Raw genomic sequence first — 26,610 nt, 5'->3', positions numbered from 1 at the left:
ATATTTCTATATAAATTTTCTCATTTGGCAGGATTTAATATGAGATCACATCTTTAACCTATTTCTTTTTGTATTTCATTTGATACTCTTTCCATCACTGGATACCAATTATGTCGTTCTTTTTGTCGGAATAATCTCATGGATGGATACCAAAATGTACTCTCTTTTTGAAGTCCCCAAGTCCAAAAAGGTATATCTATTAATAGTAACCAAACTTTTTTGCCCATGCCTCCAGCTAAATGTGCAATTGAGGTATCACAAGTAATAATTAAATCACATGCCTCAATAATGGCAGCATTTTCAAGGAAATCCCATGTTGAATCAATTTGAGGTTGGCATTTAACAAACTTATTTCTGAATGAGCAATTTTCTAATTGCTCCGATCCAAAGCCTTTTTGTAGAGAAAGTATTGCTATGTCATTTTGGTTAAGGAGGATTGAGAATATTTCTAAAGGGATTGATCGTCCTTGATAAGTTGTTTCCATTTTTGGATTTCCTTGCCAATTAATACCAATAATCGGCTTTTTTTCTTTAGCAAGAATATTGTTCCACTTTTCCTTGAATTCAGTTATCGAATATATATATGGTTTAGTCACTATTGGATTTTCTGGATTTATTTTTAGATATTTAGGTAAGGACAATAGTGGTATCCATTGACCTGTAGAAATAGTTTTCGCTTGTTCTGGAGTCAATGGATTTGGATCAATATCTGATGCCTGTATTAATGAATGTAGTTTTTCTTGAGCACAAAAAGAAATATCAAAACCTTGATTTCTGAGATATGGTATGTAGCGCATATATTGAAGTGTATCGCCTAAACCTTGCTCACTAATCACTAAGAGTTTTTCTCCTTTTTGTAAATCTTGACTATCGATTCTTTTGATAATTGGATTTCCATGTATAAGTGGAGGATTTTCCTTTTTTAATCTAAACTCATAATTTTCTAGGCCAGATTTATATTCTCCTTTTAGAAGTTCTAAGTATGAAAGATTGAAATAAGAATTAGCGCAATTAGGTTCTATTTCAATTGCTTTTCTAGTGGAGATTTCTGCTTCTTTTAATTTGCCAAGATGTCTCAATATATTTCCCAGATTTGAATGTGCTTCTGCGTAATTAGGATTGATTTCTATTGCTTTGCGTTGTGCTGACTCAGCCTCTTTTAGTTTGCCAAGATCTTTTAATATGATTCCAAGATTTAAATGAGAATGTGCGTAATTAGGATTAATTTCTATTGCTTTGCGAGTAGCTAATTCTGCTTCTTTTAATTTACCAATCTCTTTCAGTATGATTCCAAGATTTGAATATGCCATGGCAATTTTAGGGTTAATTTGAATGGCTTTACGAGCATGAATTTCTGCTTCTTTTAGTTTGCCAAGTGCTTTCAATATCATTCCTAGATTTGAGTGAGCTTCTGCATAATTAGGATTAATTTTAATAGCTTTGCGAGTAGCTAATTCTGCTTCTTTTCTCTTCCCTAGATCTGTCAAGACGATTCCTAGATTTGAGTGGGCCTCAGCGAAACTAGGATTAATTTCAATTGCTTTGCGAATTGATACTTCTGCTTCTTTTAATTTACCAATCCCTTTTAAAATTACTCCATAATTAGAAAAAATCCTGTGGTCATTGCATCCTTGATTAATTAACTGTTGATAATATTGTGATGCTTTTGAAACATCACCTTTTAGATGAAACTGAATTGCTTGATTAATTAGTTTTTCTCTAGAAGGCGTAGAAGAAGAATGAGTGGAGACAGAAATATTTTCTTTTTTTTCTTCTAAAGCAAATGGAACGGAGAATGTTTTAACTTTAGCGACTTTCTTTTTTCCTAGATCTGTATTATTCGATTCCAAAAAAATCTAAAAATATCAGCTTTTAAGTAGATTAGCAATTTTTCTTTAGATTAGCTTTCCTTTATAGATTAGTTAGTTGTAATTCTTGGTTTATGAAAGAGCTACAGTTTAAAACTTGCTATTCGATCTTCCTGAAGATCTCTATTACTTATGGAAATTTTGATAGGATATTTATCCACTTTCCCCGCAGCAACTATTTTCAACCCGGTTCGTTTTTTTCTAATCGGAATTATTATATCAATATAATTTTTAGCAATTAAAGAAGATCGAAATTAACGTCAACCCACCTGATTAATAAAAGTTAAGGCTTACTTATCAGCAGTTTAATTTCATCAAACTGCAGAAATTTCTATAAGGAGAATATTTCTATATAAATTTTCTCATTTGGCAGGATTTAATATGAGATCACATCTTTAACCTATTTCTTTTTGTATTTCATTTGATACTCTTTCCATCACTGGATACCAATTATGTCGTTCTTTTTGTCGGAATAATCTCATGGATGGATACCAAAATGTACTCTCTTTTTGAAGTCCCCAAGTCCAAAAAGGTATATCTATTAATAGTAACCAAACTTTTTTGCCCATGCCTCCAGCTAAATGTGCAATTGAGGTATCACAAGTAATAATTAAATCACATGCCTCAATAATGGCAGCATTTTCAAGGAAATCCCATGTTGAATCAATTTGAGGTTGGCATTTAACAAACTTATTTCTGAATGAGCAATTTTCTAATTGCTCCGATCCAAAGCCTTTTTGTAGAGAAAGTATTGCTATGTCATTTTGGTTAAGGAGGATTGAGAATATTTCTAAAGGGATTGATCGTCCTTGATAAGTTGTTTCCATTTTTGGATTTCCTTGCCAATTAATACCAATAATCGGCTTTTTTTCTTTAGCAAGAATATTGTTCCACTTTTCCTTGAATTCAGTTATCGAATATATATATGGTTTAGTCACTATTGGATTTTCTGGATTTATTTTTAGATATTTAGGTAAGGACAATAGTGGTATCCATTGACCTGTAGAAATAGTTTTCGCTTGTTCTGGAGTCAATGGATTTGGATCAATATCTGATGCCTGTATTAATGAATGTAGTTTTTCTTGAGCACAAAAAGAAATATCAAAACCTTGATTTCTGAGATATGGTATGTAGCGCATATATTGAAGTGTATCGCCTAAACCTTGCTCACTAATCACTAAGAGTTTTTCTCCTTTTTGTAAATCTTGACTATCGATTCTTTTGATAATTGGATTTCCATGTATAAGTGGAGGATTTTCCTTTTTTAATCTAAACTCATAATTTTCTAGGCCAGATTTATATTCTCCTTTTAGAAGTTCTAAGTATGAAAGATTGAAATAAGAATTAGCGCAATTAGGTTCTATTTCAATTGCTTTTCTAGTGGAGATTTCTGCTTCTTTTAATTCGCCAAGATCTTTTAATATGATTCCAAGATTTGAATATGCCATTGCAACTTTAGGGTCAATTTGAATGGCTTTACGAGCATGAATTTCTGCTTCTTTTAGTTTGCCAAGACTTCTAAGTATGATTCCCAGATTTGAATATGCTATTGCAATTTTAGGGTCAATTTGAATGGCTTTACGAGCATGAATTTCTGCTTCTTTTAGTTTGCCAAGTGCTTTCAATATCATTCCTAGATTTGAGTGAGCTTCTGCATAATTAGGATTAATTTTAATAGCTTTGCGAGTAGCTAATTCTGCTTCTTTTCTCTTCCCTAGATCTGTCAAGACGATTCCTAGATTTGAGTGGGCCTCAGCGAAACTAGGATTAATTTCAATTGCTTTGCGAATTGATACTTCTGCTTCTTTTAATTTACCAATCTCTTTCAATATGAGTCCAAGATTAGTATGTGCTATTGCATAATTAGGATTAAATTTAATTGCTTTACGGGTATATAATTCTGCTTCTTTTAGTTTGCCAATATCTTTTAAAATTCCTCCATAATTAGAAAAAATCTTATGATCATTAAAACCTTGATTAATGCAGTATTTGTAGGATTTTACTGCTTCTGAAATTTTACCCTTTAGATGAAATTGTATTGCTTGATTAATTATATCTTCCTTGGATTTTTGAGATGAAGTCTTGATTTCAACTTTCTGTCTCATTTCTTCGAAGGCCAATGGCACTTTGAATGTAGTGACCTTAGTGATAATTTTTTTCTCTTGATCTTTTTTATTAGATTTTTCCATCTTCTCCTTGAAGATCTTTTAATGGTTTAATTCTACTACTAACTTTAAAATTATTTTTATTTATTGTTAGTAGTCATTATATAATTTTTCTTCTACTAGATCAGAATTGTATGTATGGTTTATTTCTTTTTTTATAGAAGCCCTTATATCATTTTCTTTATATACTGATCGCGCTAGTTGAATAAAATCTTGGTCGAATTCTTCCTTACTTTCTTTGATCCTGATTTTATCTTCTATTTTCCAAAGACTATTATTTATTGCTTTAAGACGATTTACTAAATCAATATTAATTTCTAGATTATTATCATCAAGAATACATTTTAGTAATTCCAGTTCTTTATCGACATTTTTGAGCTTTATACCAGTCATATGGGTTTTTTTTATTTCTAGAATTGTGATTTTATCTATTAGTTCTCCTATAGAGACTGGAGCGAGAATATTAGATAAGTATTTAGAATTTGAAGTCATATCTTTAAACCTATTTCTTTTTGTATTTCATTTGATACTCTTTCCATCACTGGATACCAATTATGTCGTTCTTTTTGTCGGAATAATCTCATGGATGGATACCAAAATGTACTCTCTTTTTGAAGTCCCCAAGTCCAAAAAGGTATATCTATTAATAGTAACCAAACTTTTTTGCCCATGCCTCCAGCTAAATGTGCAATTGAGGTATCACAAGTAATAATTAAATCACATGCCTCAATAATGGCAGCATTTTCAAGGAAATCCCATGTTGAATCAATTTGAGGTTGGCATTTAACAAACTTATTTCTGAATGAGCAATTTTCTAATTGCTCCGATCCAAAGCCTTTTTGTAGAGAAAGTATTGCTATGTCATTTTGGTTAAGGAGGATTGAGAATATTTCTAAAGGGATTGATCGTCCTTGATAAGTTGTTTCCATTTTTGGATTTCCTTGCCAATTAATACCAATAATCGGCTTTTTTTCTTTAGCAAGAATATTGTTCCACTTTTCCTTGAATTCAGTTATCGAATATATATATGGTTTAGTCACTATTGGATTTTCTGGATTTATTTTTAGATATTTAGGTAAGGACAATAGTGGTATCCATTGACCTGTAGAAATAGTTTTCGCTTGTTCTGGAGTCAATGGATTTGGATCAATATCTGATGCCTGTATTAATGAATGTAGTTTTTCTTGAGCACAAAAAGAAATATCAAAACCTTGATTTCTGAGATATGGTATGTAGCGCATATATTGAAGTGTATCGCCTAAACCTTGCTCACTAATCACTAAGAGTTTTTCTCCTTTTTGTAAATCTTGACTATCGATTCTTTTGATAATTGGATTTCCGTGTATAGATGCAGGCCCTTCCTTTTTTAATCTAAACTCATAATTTTCTAGGCCAGATTTATACTCTCCTTTTAGAAGTTCTAAGTATGAAAGATTGAAATAAGAATCTGCATAATCAGGTTCAATTTCAATTGCTTTTCTATGCAATAATTCTGCTTCTTTTAATTCGCCAAGATCATTTAATATGATTCCAAGATTTGAATATGACATTGCAATTTTAGGGTCAATTTGAATGGCTTTACGAGCATGAATTTCTGCTTCTTTTAGTTTGCCAAGACTTCTAAGTATGATTCCCAGATTTGAATATGCTATTGCAATTTTAGGGTCAATTTGAATGGCTTTACGAGCATGAATTTCTGCTTCTTTTAATTTACCAATTTCTTTCAATATGAGTCCAAGATTTGAGTGAGCTTCTGCATAATTAGGATTAATTTCAATAGCTTTGCGAGTAGCTAATTCTGCTTCTTTTAATTTACCAATTTCTTTCAATATGAGTCCAAGATTTGAGTGAGCTTCTGCATAATTAGGATTAATTTCAATAGCTTTGCGAGTAGCTAATTCTGCTTCTTTTAATTTACCAATTTCTTTCAATATGAGTCCAAGATTTGAGTGAGCCTCAGCGAAACTAGGATTAATTTCAATTGCTTTGCGAATTGATACTTCTGCTTCTTTTGATTTCCCAATCTTTGTCAATGTGTTACTCAAGTTGAAATGAGCATTAGCGAAATTAGGATTAATTGCAATCGCTTTACGGTATGAAAATTCTGCATCTTGTAATTTACCAAGATTCGTCAATATGATCCCGAGATTATAATGGGCATTAGAAAAATCTGGTTTAATCTCAATAGCCCTACGAGTAGAGATTTCTGCTTCTTTTAAGTTTCCAAGATCGATAAATATTATTCCAAGATTATAATGGGCATGTTCACAGTTAGGATTAATATCAATGGCTTTTTGAGTAGAGATTTCTGCTTCTTTTAAGTTTCCAAGATCTTTTAATATCTTGCCATAATTAAAAAAAACTCTGTGATCATTAAATCCTTTTTCGATAAAATATTGATAATATTTAGCTGCTTCTGAAATATTACCTTGTGAATGAAAATTAAAGGCCTGATTAATGATTTGTTCTTTAGTAGCTTCGCTAGATTGATTAATGGAAAGTGAAATACTATTTTCCCTTTTTTCTACAGTGGCGGGGATTGGGAATGTTTTGATTTCAGTGATTTTTTTATTCCTTTTATTTTTATAACTAGATTCCAAAATCTTCTACGACCTTATGATGATATTAATTCTACTACTAACCATATTGATCATTAAGCTATTTCGAAGATTATTTTTAATTAAAAGATTTATATGAATTATTGTTAGCTCTAAATTAATAATTTACTGATTTGGAGCAAGGTTGCTATTTTTAGGTCAATATTCATTCCCCTCCTATGCCATTGCTTCCTTTAGCTTCTAATTGAATCAATCTTCTTTTTGATCAGGATAAAAGGTCTATATGAGGTAAAAAGCAAATAATTCATTTACATTACTTCGTTTCAACTAGCCAATTTTTTTTAAATCATTGTGATTTAGATGCTTGAATAAGACAAATTTTTGGATTTAAAGTGCAAGCGAAAACAGCTCAAGCAGAGAAGAAAGCTTTAGCAGAGAAGAAAGCTCAAGTAGAGAAGAAAGCTCAAGCAGAGAAGAAAGCTTTAGCAGAGAAGAAAGCTCAAGCAGAGAAGAAAGCTTTAGCAGATAAGAAGGCTTTAGCAGAGAAGAAAGCTTTAGCAGAGAAGAAAGCTTTAGCAGAGAAGAAAGCTCAAGCAGAGAAGAAAGCTTTAGCAGATAAGAAAGCTTTAGCAGAGAAGAAAGCTCAAGCAGAGAAGAAAGCTTTAGCAGATAAGAAGGCTTTAGCAGAGAAGAAAGCTTTAGCAGAGAAGAAAGCTTTAGCAGAAAAGAAAGCTTTAGCAGAGAAGAAAGCTTTAGCAGATAAGAAGGCTTTAGCAGAGAAGAAAGCTTTAGCAGAGAAGAAAGCTTTAGCAGAAAAGAAAGCTTTAGCAGAAAAGAAAGCTTTAGCAGAGAAGAAAGCTTTAGCAGATAAGAAAGCTCAAGCAGAGAAGAAAGCTTTAGCAGAGAAGAAAGCTTTAGCAGAGAAGAAAGCTTTAGCAGAAAAGAAAGCTTTAGCAGAAAAGAAAGCTTTAGCAGATAAGAAAGCTCAAGCAGAGAAGAAAGCTTTAGCAGATAAGAAAGCTCAAGCAGAGAAGAAAGCTTTAGCAGATAAGAAAGCTCAAGCAGAGAAGAAAGCTTTAGCAGAGAGGAAAGCTCAAGCAGAGAAGAAAGCTCAAGCAGAGAAGAAAGCTCAAGCAGAGAAGAAAGCTCAAGCAGAGAAGAAAGCTCAAGCAGATAAGAAGGCTTTAGCAGAGAAGAAAGCTCAAGTCAGGAAGAAAGTTAATTCTCGAACTCAAATTGATTCACAAGAGAAACGAGATTCAAGAACTGAATTTTTAACAGTTTCAGTCTCTTTAAATACTGGGAAGATCGTGACAATAGCTTCTCTAGGGATTTTGGCTTCGGCGGTACTTGTTTCTGCGATGGTATTTATTGCTGGGTAATTAAATTTCACGAATAACTATGCGAAAGCAACTTTTTTATTCTGACTTTCTGCTATGTTTTCTTTCTTGTAGTTTTAGATAAATCTAAGCTGTGTTCAAAGAAAGAATCCAGGAGGTTTTTGATTTCACTAAAAGTGAGTCTCCCTATAGGAAAGCTAATAAAGGATGGATTAATCAAGATATATTTTTAGATTTAAATCCATCTGCTGATAGATTTGGAAATACAAATGAAGCTGCTAAAGTAACATTCTTTTGGTCTCCAATAAATAGTTTATTATCGAATATTTTTTTGACTTTTTTTCTATGTTCAATACTTGTATTTACTTCAGTATCTTTTGCAAAAGGTAGGTTTAATTTTAATATATTTAATAACTCTGGAACTAATGATATTGTGAAATTTGATCAAAAAAAGCGTCTAGATATAAATAAATTAAAGGATATAGATTCTACTGATTCAATAATCCAACAAAAACTTCAGATCAAAGATTTAGATCAATCAAATAAAATCAATTCATCAGATGATTATTTAAATAATACAGATGAGAAAATAATAAATAAAAACATTGATAAACAAAAGACTTTAATAAATGAAAGTGAAAGTAATAAAGATCTTAAAATTTTAGAAAATAAGAAACCAAAATCAAATTTTATTTGAACTATTTTTGTTGTATTAATAAACAATTCTTAGGTTTTTTAAAAATTGTTTTATCAGATAAACTTTTTTTGTTTTTTGGTAGAGTTAGATGCTTTAATTAACGTGATTTCTATGAGTTTTAAAGGTGTCTGAAGCAAAGGGTAATCAACTCGCAACTATATCTGTTTACTTGAATACACCAATAATAGCAGTGCTTTTGGCTGTTGGATTCCTTTTGGGTTCTATTTTATTCGCTGGAATCTTAATTATTGCTAAATAGCTAATTTGTTTAATTCACTGCTAATAGCAGGAAGTAAAAATTGATCTTTGACTAATGCTTTTCCAGTTGTAAAAACAACTGTAAGCATTGGATTCTTATTAGGCGCTTGCCACCATGCGACATCATGGCGAACTTCACTCATTAGTCCAGCTTTGCTCCAAAGCTTAGACGCCAAAGGAAGTCCTGCTCCTAAAAAACCATCTACTTGATTCTCTAAATCTTGCTTGCGATTAACTGGATCGAGTGAACGTTGAAAAACTTTTTTTAAATGCTCGCTCTCTGATTTTGGGAGCATTTCAAGAGTCATTAATGATTCAAAGATCCTCGCACTTCCATCGCTTGTCATCTTGTTTCGGTTTTCATTGTTTTTTCCATAAAAATCCTTTTCCCTACCAAAAGGCCCATCATTCCATGTCTTTTGACTGCAGTTCCAATTTTCTATTTCAGGCCATTTAAGATCATTTAGCCATTGGTTAATTAATTGTCTTTGGATTTTCCATGCTTGAAAGTTTGACTCATTAAGTGATGGACCACTTGTTGTACCTGTCAATAGATCTAAAATATAACTTGTGGCGTCATTGTTAGAGTTTGCGATCATTTCATGTAATGCTCTTCTAAGTTCTTCGGAGTCGATGATTAAGTCTTTTTGTTTCCATACTTGGGTTGCTAATGCATAAACGATTTTTACTACACTTGCTGGATAAAACTCTTTGTTTGAATTCCACCCTGTCCCATAACCACTAGACGGAGATGGACTTTGTTTGTCATAACGTATGCATGTTATTGCAATATTTCTTTGAAGGCTTGGACGACCTTCTTTTTCAAATCTATCGAGGAGACCTTTTAGGCAATTTGCCATCTCATGGTCTTGTCGGTAGAACGCCATAGCGCTCGAGAAGAATTCAATATGACCTTAGAGGTTTTGCTAACTAAAGCTTCATTTGTATTAGGAAGTTTGTGGAAACTCCAAATAAATATAGATGGATTTAAAAGTCAAGATTGTGATGAACTAGTCACGCAAGCAAGTGTTGGTAGGACTTTTCAATTGCTTGATTATTTGAACTTGGAATTTGAAAACAAGGAAATTATCGATAAAGTTAAGGTGCGTCTTTTGGAAGATGATTATATTTGTTGGTTTAAATTTGCAGAATTAGCTCATAATGCTTCGAAAATAGAATCCTGGAAAGCTGAATTTCTGAGTGAAGAGAAAATCACTTCTAGTATTCCAAAAATCTTGGCTTGGACTAGGCTTGCGAAAACAATGAGTAATGAATATTTGTGGGGTGGAACTATAGGTCCCAATTTTGATTGCTCTGGTTTGGTTCAATCTGCTTTTGCAAGTTCAGGAATTTGGATACCAAGAGATGCTTATCAGCAGGAAAAATTCTGTAAAACTGTTGCATTGGATATTCAATCTTTAGATGGGAAATTAATACCTGGAGATTTACTATTCTTTGGCTCTTCTGAAAAATGCAATCATGTGGGATTGCATATTGAGAATGGTTTTTATATTCATAGTTCTGGGGTAAGTAATGGGCATAATGGAATAGAGATTGACGGTTTATTTCACCCGAACCTTGGCAAAATTGCTTCTTTTTACAGATCTCAATTTAGATCTGCTGGAAGAGTGATCTCTTGTTATCAGAGTGAAAAATCAAAAGAAGATTATTGACCCCTATGAGGAGTTTTGAATGAATTCTAATGTCGCGCTATCAGTAGTTGTTCCTATCTATAACGAAGAAGAAAGCCTCCCCTTTTTGGTGAATCAATTACTAGAAGTTTTAGAGCCTATGGAGGAAACTTTTGAATTAGTTTTAGTTAATGATGGTTCATCAGATAACAGCGCAGAGGTCATTAGAAAACTAAGCTTTGAGATCCCAGAATTAGTAGGAGTTCTTCTACGTAAAAACTATGGACAGACTGCTGCAATGGCAGCAGGCTTTGATAGTTCTTCCGGAGAGATAGTCGTTACACTTGATGGTGATTTGCAAAATGATCCTGCAGATATCCCTTTATTAGTTAATAAGATTAGGGATGGATTTGATCTCGTAAGTGGATGGAGATACCGAAGGCAAGATGCCGCTATCAGTAGAAAGCTTCCATCAAAAATTGCTAACCGATTGATTGGGAAAGTTACTGGAGTTCGACTTAATGATTATGGATGTTCTTTAAAAGCTTATAGGAAAGAAGTATTGATAGATATGAGATTATATGGTGAATTGCATAGATTTTTGCCTGTTCTAGCAAATATTGAAGGAGCTAGAATTACGGAGGTTAAAGTAAATCATAGAGCCCGTAAATTTGGATCTAGCAAGTATGGAATAGATAGAACTTTTAGAGTCTTAATGGACTTGTTGACTGTTTGGTTTATGAATAGATTTTTAACGAGACCGATGTATGTTTTTGGCTTTGGTGGAATTCTTGCAATTATTGGGAGCTTCTTAACCAGTTTTTACTTATTAACCATTAAACTTTTAGGTGAAGATATAGGAAGTAGACCTTTACTTTTTTTGGCTTTACTTCTTGCAGTGACTGGAGTTCAACTATTTGGTTTTGGATTGCTTGGAGAGCTTCAAATCCGTACTTATCATGAAAGTCAAAATAGACCAATTTATCGCATTAGAGAAACGTTTCGAGGAGGACGAGGAGCTTGAGATTTTTTATTTAAACCAATATTTTTTCCTTTATAAAATGAAATGCCAGCAGCAGACGCAATAACAACCCTACTGTCAGAATCCTTCAATCCTCTTCTTAAAAAAGGTAATGCTTTTTTGTTGTTCCATTTACTAACAATTTGGATGGCTAATAGACGATCACTTGGGTTGCTTGAGATTAATTTAGTTAAATGTTTTTTTGTTTCTATTGGATCAAGTGAAGGTTGATGTGAAAAAGGCTTGGAATTTTTATTAGTTAGTTTTATTGATTGTTGATTTTTTGAACTCTTTTCGATTACTAAAGCTGATGATGATACCTGTGCCTTAGAAAAAGAATCCTTGTGAAATTTGAAAAAAGCTGATGCCTTGGATTGTTTTTTTGAACTCCAAAGGATTAAAGCAATAATTAGAGCTAAACCACCAGCAAAAACTTGATTCATGATGAGAAAGAATTTTTAGTAATGCATCTTCGTTAAAGAAGATATATGGATTGAACTTTTATGTCATCAATGTGTTGTATATGGTTGGATTAGATCATAATTCTATAAAATAAAGATGGATTTATTGAAATAAGTAATGACTAGTGAACTAGCTTCAAGCTTGCTTCCCGCTATTCTGATTCCATTAGTTGGAATAATGGGTCCAGCTGTTTTCATCGTTTTGATTGGTAGGTACATAACTGCTACTGAGTAATTTCAAAAACTTAATCTTCTACCAATTCTTTTAGCCCATGACTAAATCTCAAGAAACACTTATGCAAAAATGGGCTGTGAAAACAGTCTCAGACCCAACTGTTGGCAATCTCCAAACCCCAGTTAACAGTGGTTGGTTTACAAAAATGGTTATAAATAATCTTCCTGTTTATAGAGAAGGCTTATCGCCAAACTTTAGAGGTCTCGAAACAGGTGCGATTTTTGGTTATTTACTTTTTGGTCCTTTTTCTATGACAGGTCCTCTTAGGAATACTGATTTTGCCTTGACGGCAGGTTTGCTTGGCGGTGTGGGGGCTATTCAAATATTGACTGCTCTTTTTATTCTTTACAACGCTGCAGGTAAGTCTCCGAATGTGCAACCTCCTGATGCAACAGTAGCTAATCCTCCTTCTGACTTATTCACCAGAGCAGGATGGAGTGATTTCACTAATGGTTTTTGGTTGGGTGGTACAGGAGGTGTCGTTTTTGCTTGGTTGCTAATTGGTACTTTGCATCTAGATACTATTCTTCCATTGATTAAGGAATATCATTTACTTGGAGCCTAAGATCTTTTCTAGAAGACGTTTAATTAAAAAACCCCTTGAATTAAGGGGTTTTTTAATTCTCTAAATTATTTACTTCAATTGACTGATATTTTTTAAAAACTTTAAAGTAGATGGATTTTATTGTATGCGTAATTCTTTATGAATGAATCTATTTCTGACAAATATCAATGGATAATCTAAGAAATATTATTTCCAATAAAAAAACACTGTCTTTAAAGACAGTGTTTTTTTATTGAAGCTCTTTATACAGAGTTAACCGAACTTCCCTGAAGTAGAGGCAATAACAAATGCTCCGAAGGTTACAAAGTTTCCAACAGTAAAATGAGTTAAACCAACTAATCGAGCTTGAACAATAGATAAGGCAACAGGCTTATCCCTCCATCCCACTAAATTAGCTATTGGAGTTCTTTGATGAGCCCAAACAAGAGTTTCAATAAGTTCTTGCCAATACCCCCTCCAGGAGATGAGGAACATAAAACCTGTTGCCCATATTAGATGACCAAATAAGAACATCCAAGCCCATGGGGATAAAGCGTTTACACCAAATGGGTTATAGCCGTTAATTAATTGAGAGCTATTCAGCCATAAGTAATCTCTAAACCAACCCATCAAATAGGTACCAGACTCATTGAATTGAGCCGTATTACCCATCCAAATTGCTAAATGCTTCCAATGCCAATAGAAGGTAATCCAAGCAATAGTATTTAAAGCCCAGAACATTGCCAAATAAGTAGCATCCCAAGAAGAACTATCACAAGTACCTCCTCGACCTGGACCATCACATGGGAAAGCAAAACCTAAGTCTTTTTTATCTGGAATTAGTTTTGTTCCTCTAGCGTCAAGAGCACCTTTAATAAGAATTAAAGCAGTTGTATGTAGTCCTAATGCAATAGCATGATGAACTAAGAAATCTGCTGGTCCAATAGGTAAGAAATTGGTAAGTGCATCTGGTCTATTGATCATGTCCATCCAGTAGTGATTACCTGGCATGGAATTTGCAGCTATGGATGCAGAACTTGATGCATTTGCTAGCAAAGCATTAAAGCCATACATCATTTTTCCACTAGCAGCCTGAGCGAATTGTGCAAAAACAGGCTCAATAAGAATTTGTTTTTCTGGTGTTCCAAAAGCTACAACCACATCGTTGTGAACATAAATTCCAAGTGTATGAAAGCCTAAAAGCATTGTTACCCAACTTAAGTGACTAATTAAAGCTTCCTTAGTGCTGAGGATTCTTGCTAGCACATTGTCTTTATTAAGCTCTGGATCATAATCTCTAACAAAGAAAATAGCTCCGTGTGAGAAAGCTCCAACCATCAAGAACATTGCTATGTATTGATGATGGGTATAAAGAGCAGATTGAGTAGTGTAATCCCTTGCGATAAATGCATATGAAGGTAATGCACCCATATGCTGAGCAACTAAGCTGCAAGCAACCCCTAGAGAAGCAAGTGCAAGACCGAGCTGAAAATGCAATGAGTTGTTAACTGTCTCGAAAAGACCGTTGTGCTTTATTCCGAAATAGCCTCTGTGTGGATCTTTTGGGTGACTTGTATTATGAGCTTCAACAATTTCTTTTAGACTGTGGCCAATACCAAAGTTGGTCCTATACATGTGACCAGCAATTATGAATACAACTCCTATAGCTAAATGATGGTGAGCGATATCGGTTAGCCAAAGTGATTCACTTTGAGGATGAAGTCCTCCTAAGAATGTAAATATTGCTGTTCCTGCACCTTGAGAAGTACCAAAAACCGCATCAAGAGAATCAGGATTTTGTGCATAGGCGCCCCAATTCCCAGAGAAGAATGGAGTTAAACCTTCTGGATGAGGCATAACAGTTAACCAGTTATCCCAGCCAACATGTATACCCCTTGACTCAGGTATGGCTACATGAATTAAGTGTCCTGTCCAAGCAATGCTGCTGAATCCAAATAGAACAGCTAAGTGATGGTTTAGTTGGGATTCAGCATTTTTAAACCAAGCTAATGATGGCCTGTATTTAGGTTGAAGATGCAGCCATCCTGCAAACAATAACCAGCAAACGAGAATGTTTATAAATATCGCACCTTGAAAAAGTTGCTCATTAGTTCTCATTCCAATTGTGTACCACCAATGGTATAAGCCAGAATAAGCAACGTTTACAGGAGAAGTAGCTCCTGCCTGAGTCAAAGCATCAGTAAGCCCCTGTCCAAAATGAGGATCCCAAATTGCATGAGCAATTGGACGAGTGTGGAGTGGATCGAGTACCCATTGCTCAAAGTTTCCTTGCCAAGCAATGTGAAAAAGATTTCCAGCAACCCAAAGCCCAATTATTGCTAGGTGACCAAAGTGGGTAGAGAAGAGCTTTTGATATAACTGCTCCTCTGTCATACCGTCATGACTTTCAAAGTCATGAGCAGTTGCTATGCCGTACCAGATTCTTCTGGTTGTTGGGTCTTGAGCAAGACCCTGACTAAAAGATGGAAATTTAGTTGCCATTTTATAAAAAATCAGAGAGGGTCAGCCGAGACCGATTAAGCGAGCGTGGAAGAAGGCCCAAGTTGTAGCAATTCCTCCAAGAAGGAAATGAGCTGCTCCTACTGCACGACCTTGAGTAATAGATAAAGCTCTTGGTTGGATAGTTGGAGCCAACTTAAGTTTATTATGAGCCCAAATAATTGACTCAAATAACTCTTGCCAGTAACCACGACCACTGAATAAGAACATAAGACTAAAGGCCCAAACGAAATGAGCTCCTAAGAACATCAAACCGTACATACTTATAGGTTGACCATAACTTGTTAAGACCTGGGATGACTGAGCCCATAGGAAATCTCTAAGCCATCCATTGATAGTTATGGAGCTTTGAGCAAAGTTACCTCCTGTTAGACCCCATACATCACTTTGCATCTTCCATGAGAAGTGGAAGATTACTACTGATAATCCGTTGTACATCCAGAATAATCCAAGGAATACATGATCCCATGAAGACACTTGGCATGTACCTCCCCTTCCAGGACCATCACAAGGGAACCTAAATCCAAGATTTGCTTTGTCTGGTATTAGTCTGGAACTTCTTGCGAATAAAACTCCTTTTAGGAGAATTAGCAGAGTGACATGAATTGTAAAAGCATGTATGTGGTGGATCATGAAATCAGCTGTTCCAAGGGGTATAGGTGCGATTCCAATTTTCCCCCCAACTTGACTTACAGAACCATTGAAAACCTCACTAACTAAGCCACTTTGAAGATTTACGTTTGCTCCTGCAAGGGTAGTAGAACCAGCTGCTGAATGATGAATGTTTTGTATCCACTGAGCAAAAACAGGTTGAAGTTGTATTCCTGTATCACTAAACATATCTGCAGGTCTTCCTAACGCACGCATTACATCGTTATGAATATAAAGACCAAAACTATGGAAGCCTAAGAACATGCAAGCCCAGTTTAGATGACTTATCAATGCATCTCTTGCTTTCAAGATTCGGTCAAGGACGTTATCAATATGAACAGCTGGGTCATAATCTCTAATCATTGCAATACCAGAATGTGCTGCTGCACCAACAATGAACAATCCACCAATCCACATGTGATGTGTAAATAGACCCAGAACAGTTGGATAATCGATAGACAAGTATGGATATGGAGGCATCGCATACATGTGATGAGAAATGATGATGCTTAAAGAGCCAATCATCGCAAGGTTTAGTCCTAGCTGGGCGTGCCAACTATTGGCTAAAAATTCATATATTCCCTTATGTCCATTTGGAGCAGGGAAAAGAATAGGATCTCCAGCATGATTATCAAGTATTTCTTTTAGGCTATGCCCTATTCCAAACATAGTTCTATATAAATGCCCACCAAATACAGCTAAAACTCCAAAAGCTAAATGATGATGTGAAATATCTGTCATCCACAAACTTCCTGTGACAGGATTCAGGCCACCTTTAAAAGTAAGAAAATCACTAAATGCCCACCAATTGGTTGTAAAGAAATTTTCTACTGTTCTTCCAGCAAGTCCAGGAAATATCTGACTAGCTATTGCTGGATTACAAAGCTCGTGAGGTAGAGGCATATCTGCAACTGAAGCTATTGGAATGCCATCAATAATTAGTGGCTTTCCCGCGTCAATAGCATCCATAAGTGCTGCAGTAGGTGCTCCAATGTGAATGCAATGCCCAGCCCAGGCAATTGAACCTAATCCCACAAGTCCAGCTATGTGGTGATTGAGCATAGATTCAAGATTTCTGAACCAATCGAGCTTGGGTGCGGCTTTGTGATAGTGATATATACCACCATGCAACATGATTGCAGCCATTAGAAGTGCACCAATAGCCAAAGCCATTAGCTCTGTTTCATTGGTGATGCCCCAGCCTCTCCACATCTGAAAAATTCCTGACGTGATCTGGATGCCGTGGTAATTTCCGCCTAAATCGGCGTTTAACATTTCTTGACCGACTATTGGCCAAACCACTTGAGCTCCTGGTTTGACATGAGTTGGGTCTGCAAGCCATCCAGAATAATTAGAAAAGCGAGCTCCATGGAAGAAAGCTGCACTCATCCAAATAAAGATGACTGCTAGATGGCCAAAGTGAGCAGAAAATACTTTTCTGCTGGTTTCTTGTAGATCTCCGACATGAGTATCAAAATCATGCGCATCTGCATGAAGATTCCATATCCAAGTTGTAGTTTTTGGACCCTTTGAAAGGGTCTTAGACCAAAAACCAGGCTTGTCAAGCTTGGAAAAATCTACTGGGATAGCATCAGTTTCGATAGGTCTATCGAGAACTGGTTCTTTTTTTTGTTCTCTTTCTGGTGGGCTAATGGTCATCGAGTGATTCCTTCAGGAATGTGATCGAGGTTTGGGGGGCCTAATTTTTAAAAATTAGGGTTAAATCTTTGGTAGGTAATACTACTTACTAAGCGGTATTACCTGTTGAAAGATTTTAGGAATTCAAGACCTACCTTTGAAGTTACTTGAATCCCTAGGTTGTGTGTTATCCCATAAGCATAAAGTAGACTCTCACTTACTACGGCTGCATGTAACAAATGTTCTACACTTTTTCTATGTCTTCTTGAAAACCAAATATTTTCCTAGTTAAGAAAGTCTATAGGTTTAAAAAGAAGTTAGAAAAATTTTTAAATGAGATATTCGGCTATGGTAATTATAAATATCTATTGAGTAAAATAATAGTTATTGTAATGCTTCTTGGATTTGATCGGATTTTTTATGTAGGTAAAAATACTTTTAAATTTAATTATTTAATGCTGGTTGTGGACTTAGGTGAATTTTATTGAATGCCGATTTAAAGATTTTTTGTTTTTAATAAAGCTTTCTCTAAGTGTTTTCCTAATATGAAATAACGTTATTTTTAACTCCTGTTCTGGCGAAAATATCAGTTAAAACCTCAAAAAGAATTGCCTTTGGATTTTCTTTAAGTTCTCTGCCTTTGCTTGAGAGATTAAAGGCAAGCAAACATGTAGATCAAATTTTTATATCTAATAGTTCAACTCTATCCTTAGATCAACAAATTGAAGGTTTAGTTGAATCCTTGCCATTTGATTTTTTAAAAAATCATTGGCAGAAAAGTAATAAAATAATTTTCATAGGTGCAATCGGAGCTGTAGTTAGACTCATATCTCCTTTTGTTAGATCTAAAGAAAATGATCCAGCGGTCTTTGTTATTGATTCAAAAGCTAAAAATATTATTACTCTTTTAGGAGGTCATAAGCAAGGAGGAGACTCATTTGCTAACGAGTTGGCAGCTGCTTTAGAGGCAGAAGTGATTTGTACTTCAGATTCATTTACTGAAAGAAGAATACCTTTGGATTGTTTTGGTGAAGGATGGGGTTGGAAAAGAGGAGGGGCAGATGTCGATTGGCGAAAATTAATGATTAGCCAGTCTAAAGAGCAAAAAAATATTGTTTTTCAATCAAAAGGGTCAAAATTGTGGCAGAAATTAAAAGGTTGTTCAAATTTTTCTTTTTTAGAGAAAAACGACCCAATCTCTTTTGAAGATATCAACTTATATATAGGTCAAGCAAATTCCAATATATGTGCATGGCATCCCCCATCAATAATTATTGGAATTGGTTGTGAAAGAAATACAGATGAAAAGCTAATTCAAAGAGCAATTCTTGAGTCATTGAATCAAAACGGCTTATCACTTCTTGCAATTTCTGGATTAGCAACTGTCGATAAAAAAAATGATGAAATGGGATTATTGAATTTGTCAAAAAAAAATGAGTGGCCAATTTATTTCTTTAGTGCCATTGAACTTTCAACAGTAAATGTTCCTAATCCCTCAAATGTTGTGTTGAATGAAATGGGAACTGCCTCAGTCGCTGAAGCAGCAGCAATTTTGTTAGGAGCATGCGGTGGAAGATTAATACAAGAAAAACAAATCTATTATTCCCAGGAAGATGAGTGTGGGGCTGTAACAATTGCATTGGTGGAGGTATCAACTCCTTTTGCACCTCATAAAGGTGAATTGCATTTAATTGGCAGTGGACCTGGCGAATTGGAAATGCTTACTTCTGACTCACGCCGAGTTTTAAATAGGTGCGTAGCTTGGATCGGTTATACTCCTTATTTAGATTATTTGGATTCAATTCGTCGCCCAGATCAGGTTCGCATTGATTCAAAATTAACCTTTGAAAAAGATCGATGTGAATACGCTCTTGAACTGGCAAAAGAGGGAGCAAGGGTTGCTCTTATTTCATCTGGAGACAGTGGAATTTATGGAATGGCAGGGTTAGCTCTTGAACTTTGGCTAAATGAAAAAATTGATTCAAGGCCTTTATTTCAAGTTCATCCAGGCATTAGCTCTTTCCAAATGGCTGCTGCAAAACTAGGAGCTCCCTTTATGAATGATTTTTGTTCTATCTCTTTAAGTGATCTTTTGACTCCATGGGATCAAATTGAGAGGAGAATAAAAAATGCAGCTATTGGTGATTTTGTCATTGCAATCTTTAATCCAAAATCAATAAAACGTGATTGGCAGTTAAAAAAGACAGTTGATTTATTACTCGAATTTCGCAAACCATGTACCCCTGTTGCTATTGCTCGAGAGCTTGGGAGGCCTGATGAAAGTCTAGAAATACATACTCTTGAAACTTTGCCATTTAATCAGGTCGATATGCTTACTATTTTGGTCATTGGTAATAGTCAAAGTGTCATTAAAAACAATAAATTTTTAACACCAAGAGGTTATTTTCCAAATTAATTTTTTGTTATTTCTTTAAAACCAAAAAATTGAATACTTTTTTAAGCTTATTTTTAGTTATCAACTTGAGAAGAAGTTAAAAAATCAAGTCAATCTTGAAATTCTTTCTAAAGTTAGTTTGTTATTAAAAGAACATTGCTTAAACCAGACTGGTTACGTGTTAAGGCACCACAGAAAGAGAGGATTGGCAATGTTGCTGATCTATTAGTCGATTTAAAACTCAATACAGTTTGTCAAGAAGCAAGTTGTCCAAATATTGGAGAATGTTTTGCAGGGGGTACTGCTACTTTTTTAATCATGGGCCCCGCTTGCACGCGGAGATGCCCTTATTGCGATATCTCATTTGATAATTCGAAAAGGCTTTTAGATCCATCAGAACCTGATCGTTTAGGTGAAGCTGTGTACAGGATGGGCTTAACTCATGTTGTAATAACTTCCGTGAATCGAGATGACTTAGAAGATGGAGGCGCTAGCCAATTTTTGAAATGTATTAAGGCTGTTCAAAGTAAATCTCCTTTTACCTCTATTGAAGTATTAATTCCAGATCTTTGTGGTAATTGGGATGCTTTGAAAATTATTTTGGATGCTGCTCCAAATGTGCTAAATCACAACATTGAGACAGTTCCAAGGCTATATCCAAGAGTAAGACCTCAAGGAAAATATGAAAGGTCTTTGGAATTATTACAAAGAGTTCGTGAAGGTTGGCCAAGAGTGTATACAAAATCAGGCTTAATGGCTGGATTAGGAGAAACGGATGAAGAGATTTTGAGCGTTCTTTATGATCTGCATCTACATAAAGTCGACATTGTAACTATTGGACAATATTTATCGCCAGGACCAAAACATTTACCTGTTAATAGATTTGTATCTCCTTCTCAATTTGATAGTTATCGTGTTGAGGGAGAAAATAAATTAGGATTTTTACAGGTCATTAGTTCACCATTAACTAGAAGTAGCTATCACGCTGGAGAAGTTAAAAAATTAATGATGTCTCATCCAAGATGATTTGAAAAATTTGGTTGACTTCCATCAATTGATATCCATTCTTGGAGTTCCCATATAACTAAATTATTTTTAATCATAGGATCATTTTCGATGATTTCTTTTGCTGTTAAATAATCTTTCGCTTCAAGAATTAATAAACCTCCTCCGCCGGGCTTCTTTTTTTCATTTATTAAATATCCACTATGGATATAATTACCTGATTTATTAATTTCTTTGACCCATTCTTTATGCATTAGTAAGAATTTTTTCCTTTCATTGTTAGATAATTCTAATGTTTTATTTTTAAACTTCTCTCTCTTAATAAATATAGGCATTCTTCTCTATCTATATTTTCGCTTTCTCCAGCGCTTCCTGAATACCTAATTTATTTTTCTCGCTTGGAGGAACTACTATTTTAAATAAGTTTCTCCACGAAGACCACTCTGAGAGAATATTGTTTGCTCTAGGACTTTTGGTTTTCTGATGATATTCAAAAATTAGATCCTTTAAGAATTGCTCTTGGTTAGTTGAAGTTAGATCGTGTACCTCAACAATTTCTTTGTTCATTCTTAAGTCAAGTTCATTTTTTTGATCAAGAATAAATGCTATGCCTCCAGTCATCCCTGCACCAATATTTCTTCCAGTTTTTCCTAGCACAACAACAACTCCTCCAGTCATATATTCACAACAATGGTCTCCCGCTCCTTCAATAACAGCATAAGCTCCACTATTGCGAACGCCAAAACGTTCACCTGCTATTCCAAGGGCGAATAATTTCCCACCGGTTGCTCCATATAAACATGTATTTCCAAGTATTACCTGAGCGTTAGATGTTTCATTGATAATTTCGGGGACAATCGTAATGGAACCCCCGTTAATCCCTTTGCCTACATAATCATTTGCTTCTCCTATTAAAGAAATATTCATTCCTTTTAATATAAATGCACCAAAACTTTGCCCAGCTGAACCTTTAAATATCAAATTTAAATTCCCATTAAAACCCTTATTTCCGTATTTCTTAGCTATTTCACCAGATATGCGTGCACAAACACTTCTATCTGTATTAATAATTGAGATTTCTTTAGTGATGCTCCCCTGCCTATTAATTGCTTTTGAAATTTCTTCATCTTTGAGAAGAGAGTTCTCAAGAACTTCTCCATTGCTATGAGCTTGGATTTCGTGGCTCAACCATGAACGATCTGTTGCGTTATCTAAAGGTTTGAGCAGGCTAGATAGGTCGACTTCTTTTGTTTTTGTTAGGTCTAGTTTCCTTGGTATTAATAAATCTGTTCTTCCAATAAGATCCTCGACCTTTGCTACACCAACTTGACTCATCAATTGTCTCACTTCCTCCGCTACGAAGATAAAGAAGTTAACAACATGTTCTGGTAGTCCTGGGAATCTTTTTCTTAAGCCCTCTTGTTGAGTTGCTACACCGACTGGACATTTATTTGTATGACAAATCCTCGCCATGATGCAACCTTCGGCAATCATTGCGATTGTTCCAAAACCATATTCTTCTGCTCCAAGTAAAGCCGCAATTAGGACATCCCATCCTGTCTTTAAACCTCCATCTGCTCTTAATAAAACCCTTTTTCGCAAACCATTTTCTAACAAAGATCGATGAACTTCAGTTAATCCAAGTTCCCATGGCAAACCAGCATGTTTAATTGAACTCAGTGGCGAGGCGCCTGTTCCACCATCATGTCCTGAAATTTGGATTACATCAGCATTGGCTTTTGCCACTCCCCCTGCAATTGTGCCAATACCTATTTCAGCAACTAATTTCACACTGACTTTTGCAGTTCGATTTATTTGATGTAGGTCGTGGATAAGTTGGGCAAGGTCTTCTATGGAGTAAATATCATGATGTGGGGGAGGAGAAATAAGAGCAACTCCTGGCTTGCTATTCCGAAGCTTGGCTATGTATTCATCAACCTTTGCTCCTGGTAATTGTCCTCCTTCTCCAGGTTTTGCTCCTTGAGCTACTTTGATTTCTAATTGCTTGCCGCTAGTTAAATATTCAGGGGTCACACCAAATCGGCCAGACGCAATTTGTTTAATTGCAGAACAGGCAGTATCTCCATTCAATAGTCCTTTGAGATTGGGTAAGGTCTTTGACTGATTATTTTCATCAACATCTTCAAGGACTTTGAATCTTGCAGGATCTTCTCCTCCCTCACCACTATTACTTTTGCCTCCAATTCTATTCATTGCTATTGCAAGAACTTCATGCGCTTCCCTTGATAGGGCACCGAGACTCATTCCACCAGTGCAAAATCTTTGGCAAATACTCTCAACACTCTCTATTTGATCAAGAGGTAAAGGGTGTGGAGCCTTTTTAAAAGTAAGTAGATCTCTTAGGGTTGTAGCTGGACGACTTTCTAGAAGTTGTTGATAAGTTTTGAAGTGGTCATATCCAGGACCAGCTTTCACTGCAGCATGAAGAATTTTTGACATTTCTGGATTATTTAAATGAAATTCTCCACTATTTCTATATTGAACAAATCCATTGAAATCAAGTTTTTTTTGCTCTAGTGCTGGGAAAGCTTTTTTATGAAATGAAATTGTCTCGATTGATAATTCGCTCAGAGTTAGTCCTGCTATACGACTTGTTGTTCCCTTGAAAGCTAAATCAATTAAATCTGCACCGATACCAATAGCTTCAAAGATTTGTGCTCCGTGATAACTTGCTAGTACTGAGATTCCTATCTTAGAAAGAATTTTTCTTAATCCATCTTCCATTGCTTTCTTAACATTATTTTGAGCAATCTCTACAGAAAGATTAGATAACTTCCCATCAGAAATAAGTTTTTGAGTTTTAGGTAATTGCCACCAATGACGAGTAGTTTCCCATGTCAACCAAGGACAAATTGCACTTGCTCCAAATCCAATCAGACAGGCTATGTGATGGGTACTCCAGCATTGAGCTGTATCTATAATTATCGATGTTTTTAGCCTTAGTCCCTTTCTAAGTAAATGATGATGAACTGCACCAACCGCAAGAAGAGGAGGTATGTAGGACTTATTTCGATTAATGTTTCTGTCTGAGAGGATTAGTATTTCTCCACCATTGATTACACTGTCTTCCGCTTCTTGACATAGATTTTTGAGACCTTTATCTAAGTTTCCTTCATCAAAATTGATAGGAATTAAAGTGGAAATTTCCTTAAAATTAAGCCCAGATTTTGTTATTGATGTTAATTCTTTTTCATTAATAATTGGTGATTTAATATGAATTAGTCTTGCTGATTCTGCTTTTGGAGATAATGGTGCTTTTCTAACACCAAGATACATTTCTAAACTGGTAACTAGTTTTTCTCTGAGAGGGTCAATTGGAGGGTTAGTGACTTGTGCAAATCTTTGCTTGAAATAGTCATAAAGAATATGAGATTTCTTTGAAAGGATGGCTAGTGGAATATCATCTCCCATGCAATAAGTTGGTTCTTTTGCATTTGCTGCCATACTATTAATTGTGTAATCAAAATCTTCTGCACTAAATCCAAATGCAATTTGTTGCTGCAATAACTCTTGCTTATTAAATTTATTATTTACTTCCCAATTTTGGTTGTTGAGATTTATACGATTTGCTTTTAACCAATCTAAGTATGGATATCTGTTTGCTGATTCTTCTTTGACATCCCAGTTTCGTAAAATCCTCTTTTTTTCTAAATCTACTTCTAGCATTTGCCCAGGTCCAAGTCGACCTTTTTCTTGGATTTGATTCTCATTTAATTCAACAACACCTGTTTCAGATCCCATAACAACATATCCATTTTTAGTGATGCAATAACGAGCTGGTCTAAGTCCGTTTCTATCTAGTGTTGCTCCTATATTTCTCCCATCAGTAAAAACTATTAATGCCGGCCCATCCCATGGCTCCTGAGTTCCTGCTGCGTATTCATAGAAAGCAGTTATTTCAGGCTTATTTATTAATTCAGGTTGGTCCCTAAAAGCCTCAGGTATAAGTGTTAATAAGCTATCAGTTATTGGTCTTCCACTTCGAACTAATAGTTCAAGAGTTAAATCAAGATTGGCTGAATCACTAAATAAATTATTGACAATGGGTTTTAGATCACTTGCATTGTCTCCCCATACTGAACTTATATCTGTTTCTGTTGCTTTTGCCCAATTTATATTTCCTAGCAATGTATTTATTTCTCCGTTATGTCCTAAAAGTCTCATGGGTTGAGCTAATGGCCATTTTGGCAAAGTATTCGTACTAAATCTTCTATGGTAAACAGCGTATGAAACTTCGAATCTATCGTCATTTAGATCTGTGTAAAAAGGAGCCAATACTTCAGATCTGACCATACCTTTATATACAATTGTTTTGCTACTTAAAGAGCATATATACAGTCCTAATTTATCTTCTTTTAATTCTATATTTGCTCGGTTTGAAATCCTTTGCCTTAGTCTAAAAAGTAAAGCTTCAAGATTAATTTCTTTATTCTTAATATCAACTATCCATTGTGTAATAAAGGGTTCATTCTCTCTTGCAAGTTTTCCTAAAACTTGATCATTAACAGGAACATCTCTCCATCCTTTAGAAGTTAAGCCTAAATATTCAGCTTCTTCTTCACATATATTCCTTGCTAATTCTCTATTATTTGTATCTTTGGGCATGAAAATCATGCCTATTCCTGATGATTGGGGTTCGCATTCTTTGGCAGTTTGCCAAACTTGCTTTAAATATGACCATGGAATTTCACATAAAATACCAGCACCATCACCTGAATCGCCATCTCCCCCGCATCCTCCTCTGTGCTCCATGCAGTTGAGGCCACGTAATGCTTGAGACAATACCCAATTACTTTGTTCGCCTTCTACGCTAGCTATGAAGCCAACTCCACAAGAATCTTTTTCCCCAGAAAAGGCATCTGGATAGGTGCTATCGCAGTAAGGCCAATTTGATCTTGAGAGTCGTTGATGCATGTTTTTTAACTTACTATTTTTCTTTTCTTGCAAAAGTGCTATCGGTAAGCTTTGAAATAGATGATTAGATTGATTTGATAGTTCTTAGAGTTACATCTTAAACATTTTTGTCGACCATCAAGTTTTTTATTCAATATTTTCTTTAAAATATTCTTTACTTATGCATAAACCTAGATAAAAAATAAAAATAAAATATTAATTGAAAAAAAATACTAATTTGGGTGCTTGACCAAGTAGTCTGGTGAATTGTTGAATCTGGTCGAACCTAGACCAATTATAAAATTAATGCCAACCATTCAACAGTTGATAAGAACGGAGAGAAAGACTCTCAAAACAAAGACAAAATCTCCTGCTTTGCGAGGTTGCCCAGAAAGGAGAGGAGTCTGTACAAGGGTTTACACCTCGACTCCCAAAAAACCTAACTCTGCTCTAAGAAAAGTAGCTCGAGTCAGATTAACTTCCGGTTTTGAAGTTACTGCTTACATTGGCGGTATCGGTCACAACCTTCAAGAGCACTCTGTAGTTTTGCTCAGAGGCGGAAGAGTTAAGGATCTACCAGGAGTGAGGTATCACATAGTAAGAGGAACGTTGGATACCGCTGGGGTTAAAGACCGTAAACAGTCAAGATCAAAATATGGAGCTAAATCTCCTAAGGAATAAAAACTTATTTTGATTCATTGAATTTTCC

General features: G+C 35.1%; 20 protein-coding genes. 10 read left to right on the top strand and 10 right to left on the bottom strand.

The features are described 5' to 3' along the window. Positions 1 to 53 precede the first annotated feature (53 nt). The 4 genes from AC6EIZ_RS06605 to AC6EIZ_RS06590 form a co-directional block, all read right to left on the bottom strand. Entirely contained in the window at positions 54 to 1,850 is a 1,797-nt protein-coding gene (locus tag AC6EIZ_RS06605; protein WP_498509837.1) for a tetratricopeptide repeat protein, read from the bottom strand. A gap of 413 nt (positions 1,851 to 2,263) precedes the next feature. Beyond that, positions 2,264 to 4,057, bottom strand: a complete 1,794-nt coding sequence (locus AC6EIZ_RS06600) for a tetratricopeptide repeat protein (RefSeq protein ID WP_498509835.1) — start codon at positions 4,055 to 4,057, stop codon at positions 2,264 to 2,266. Positions 4,058 to 4,123: 66 nt separating this feature from the next. Beyond that, a complete protein-coding gene (locus AC6EIZ_RS06595; RefSeq protein WP_498509834.1) occupies positions 4,124 to 4,525 on the bottom strand; it encodes a DUF6165 family protein in 402 nt (133 codons plus the stop codon). Continuing rightward, positions 4,522 to 6,633, bottom strand: coding sequence for a tetratricopeptide repeat protein (locus AC6EIZ_RS06590; protein WP_498509832.1), 2,112 nt, complete (start codon positions 6,631 to 6,633; stop codon positions 4,522 to 4,524). The genes AC6EIZ_RS06595 and AC6EIZ_RS06590 overlap by 4 nt, the downstream gene beginning before the upstream one ends. 350 nt (positions 6,634 to 6,983) lie before the next feature. Here AC6EIZ_RS06590 and AC6EIZ_RS06585 point away from each other — a divergent pair, with 350 nt between their 5' ends. The 3 genes from AC6EIZ_RS06585 (at position 6,984) to AC6EIZ_RS06575 (ending at position 8,887) form a co-directional block, all read left to right on the top strand. Beyond that, entirely contained in the window at positions 6,984 to 7,973 is a 990-nt protein-coding gene (locus AC6EIZ_RS06585; protein ID WP_498509830.1) for a hypothetical protein, read from the top strand. Positions 7,974 to 8,064: 91 nt separating this feature from the next. Next, positions 8,065 to 8,628, top strand: a complete 564-nt coding sequence (locus AC6EIZ_RS06580) for a hypothetical protein (protein ID WP_498509828.1) — start codon at positions 8,065 to 8,067, stop codon at positions 8,626 to 8,628. Positions 8,629 to 8,752: 124 nt separating this feature from the next. Beyond that, positions 8,753 to 8,887 carry a hypothetical protein gene (locus AC6EIZ_RS06575; protein WP_498509826.1) on the top strand — a complete coding sequence of 45 codons (135 nt, stop codon included), beginning with the start codon at positions 8,753 to 8,755 and terminating at the stop codon, positions 8,885 to 8,887. Here the strand turns inward: AC6EIZ_RS06575 and AC6EIZ_RS06570 are convergent. Then, complete coding sequence (locus tag AC6EIZ_RS06570) at positions 8,880 to 9,773, bottom strand: serine hydrolase (RefSeq protein WP_498509824.1); 894 nt, start codon at positions 9,771 to 9,773, stop codon at positions 8,880 to 8,882. The genes AC6EIZ_RS06575 and AC6EIZ_RS06570 overlap by 8 nt on opposite strands. A 21-nt stretch (positions 9,774 to 9,794) precedes the next feature. Here AC6EIZ_RS06570 and AC6EIZ_RS06565 point away from each other — a divergent pair, with 21 nt between their 5' ends. Continuing rightward, the gene (locus AC6EIZ_RS06565) at positions 9,795 to 10,559 is read left to right on the top strand and encodes a C40 family peptidase (protein ID WP_498509822.1); all 765 of its coding nucleotides are present in this window, start codon (positions 9,795 to 9,797) and stop codon (positions 10,557 to 10,559) included. Positions 10,560 to 10,578: 19 nt separating this feature from the next. Beyond that, entirely contained in the window at positions 10,579 to 11,541 is a 963-nt protein-coding gene (locus AC6EIZ_RS06560) for a glycosyltransferase family 2 protein (RefSeq protein ID WP_498509820.1), read from the top strand. On the opposite strand, the gene AC6EIZ_RS06555 is transcribed toward AC6EIZ_RS06560, so the two are convergent. After that, positions 11,499 to 11,981: a HEAT repeat domain-containing protein gene (locus AC6EIZ_RS06555; RefSeq protein WP_498509818.1), complete on the bottom strand. Its 483-nt coding sequence runs from the start codon at positions 11,979 to 11,981 to the stop codon at positions 11,499 to 11,501. The two genes, AC6EIZ_RS06560 and AC6EIZ_RS06555, sit on opposite strands and share 43 nt — an antisense overlap. 136 nt (positions 11,982 to 12,117) lie before the next feature. Between AC6EIZ_RS06555 and AC6EIZ_RS06550 the strand changes: the two genes are divergently transcribed. After that, positions 12,118 to 12,234 (top strand): photosystem I reaction center subunit VIII, encoded by a 117-nt coding sequence (locus AC6EIZ_RS06550; RefSeq protein WP_011295429.1) that lies wholly within the window; start codon positions 12,118 to 12,120, stop codon positions 12,232 to 12,234. A 37-nt stretch (positions 12,235 to 12,271) separates the two neighbouring features. Continuing rightward, positions 12,272 to 12,799, top strand: coding sequence for a photosystem I reaction center protein subunit XI (locus AC6EIZ_RS06545; RefSeq protein WP_498509816.1), 528 nt, complete (start codon positions 12,272 to 12,274; stop codon positions 12,797 to 12,799). 252 nt (positions 12,800 to 13,051) lie between these two features. Here AC6EIZ_RS06545 and psaB read toward each other — a convergent pair whose 3' ends face one another. Continuing rightward, positions 13,052 to 15,280 (bottom strand): photosystem I core protein PsaB, encoded by a 2,229-nt coding sequence (gene psaB / locus AC6EIZ_RS06540; RefSeq protein WP_498509814.1) that lies wholly within the window; start codon positions 15,278 to 15,280, stop codon positions 13,052 to 13,054. A 21-nt stretch (positions 15,281 to 15,301) separates the two neighbouring features. Continuing rightward, on the bottom strand, positions 15,302 to 17,608 hold the full coding sequence (psaA, locus tag AC6EIZ_RS06535) for a photosystem I core protein PsaA (protein WP_498509812.1): 2,307 nt from the start codon (positions 17,606 to 17,608) through the stop codon (positions 15,302 to 15,304). 613 nt (positions 17,609 to 18,221) lie between these two features. Here psaA and cobJ point away from each other — a divergent pair. Together cobJ and lipA are read left to right on the top strand one after the other, a co-directional pair. Next, complete coding sequence (gene cobJ, locus AC6EIZ_RS06530; protein WP_498513211.1) at positions 18,222 to 20,003, top strand: precorrin-3B C(17)-methyltransferase; 1,782 nt, start codon at positions 18,222 to 18,224, stop codon at positions 20,001 to 20,003. A gap of 135 nt (positions 20,004 to 20,138) precedes the next feature. Continuing rightward, positions 20,139 to 21,008 carry a lipoyl synthase gene (lipA, locus tag AC6EIZ_RS06525; RefSeq protein ID WP_498509810.1) on the top strand — a complete coding sequence of 290 codons (870 nt, stop codon included), beginning with the start codon at positions 20,139 to 20,141 and terminating at the stop codon, positions 21,006 to 21,008. On the opposite strand, the gene AC6EIZ_RS06520 is transcribed toward lipA, so the two are convergent. Next, complete coding sequence (locus tag AC6EIZ_RS06520) at positions 20,996 to 21,322, bottom strand: YciI family protein (RefSeq protein ID WP_498509808.1); 327 nt, start codon at positions 21,320 to 21,322, stop codon at positions 20,996 to 20,998. The two genes, lipA and AC6EIZ_RS06520, sit on opposite strands and share 13 nt — an antisense overlap. A gap of 10 nt (positions 21,323 to 21,332) precedes the next feature. Continuing rightward, entirely contained in the window at positions 21,333 to 25,922 is a 4,590-nt protein-coding gene (gene gltB, locus AC6EIZ_RS06515; RefSeq protein WP_498509806.1) for a glutamate synthase large subunit, read from the bottom strand. Between the two features lie 285 nt (positions 25,923 to 26,207). On the opposite strand from gltB, the gene rpsL reads away from it, so the two are divergent. Further along, entirely contained in the window at positions 26,208 to 26,582 is a 375-nt protein-coding gene (gene rpsL, locus AC6EIZ_RS06510; protein ID WP_158467243.1) for a 30S ribosomal protein S12, read from the top strand. The last annotated feature ends 28 nt before the right edge of the window (positions 26,583 to 26,610 follow it).

The sequence above is a fragment of the Prochlorococcus sp. G4PB16 genome, from assembly GCF_059772465.1.
Note: the sequence above shows the minus strand (reverse complement) of the source record. Positions and strands in the feature narration are given on the sequence as shown.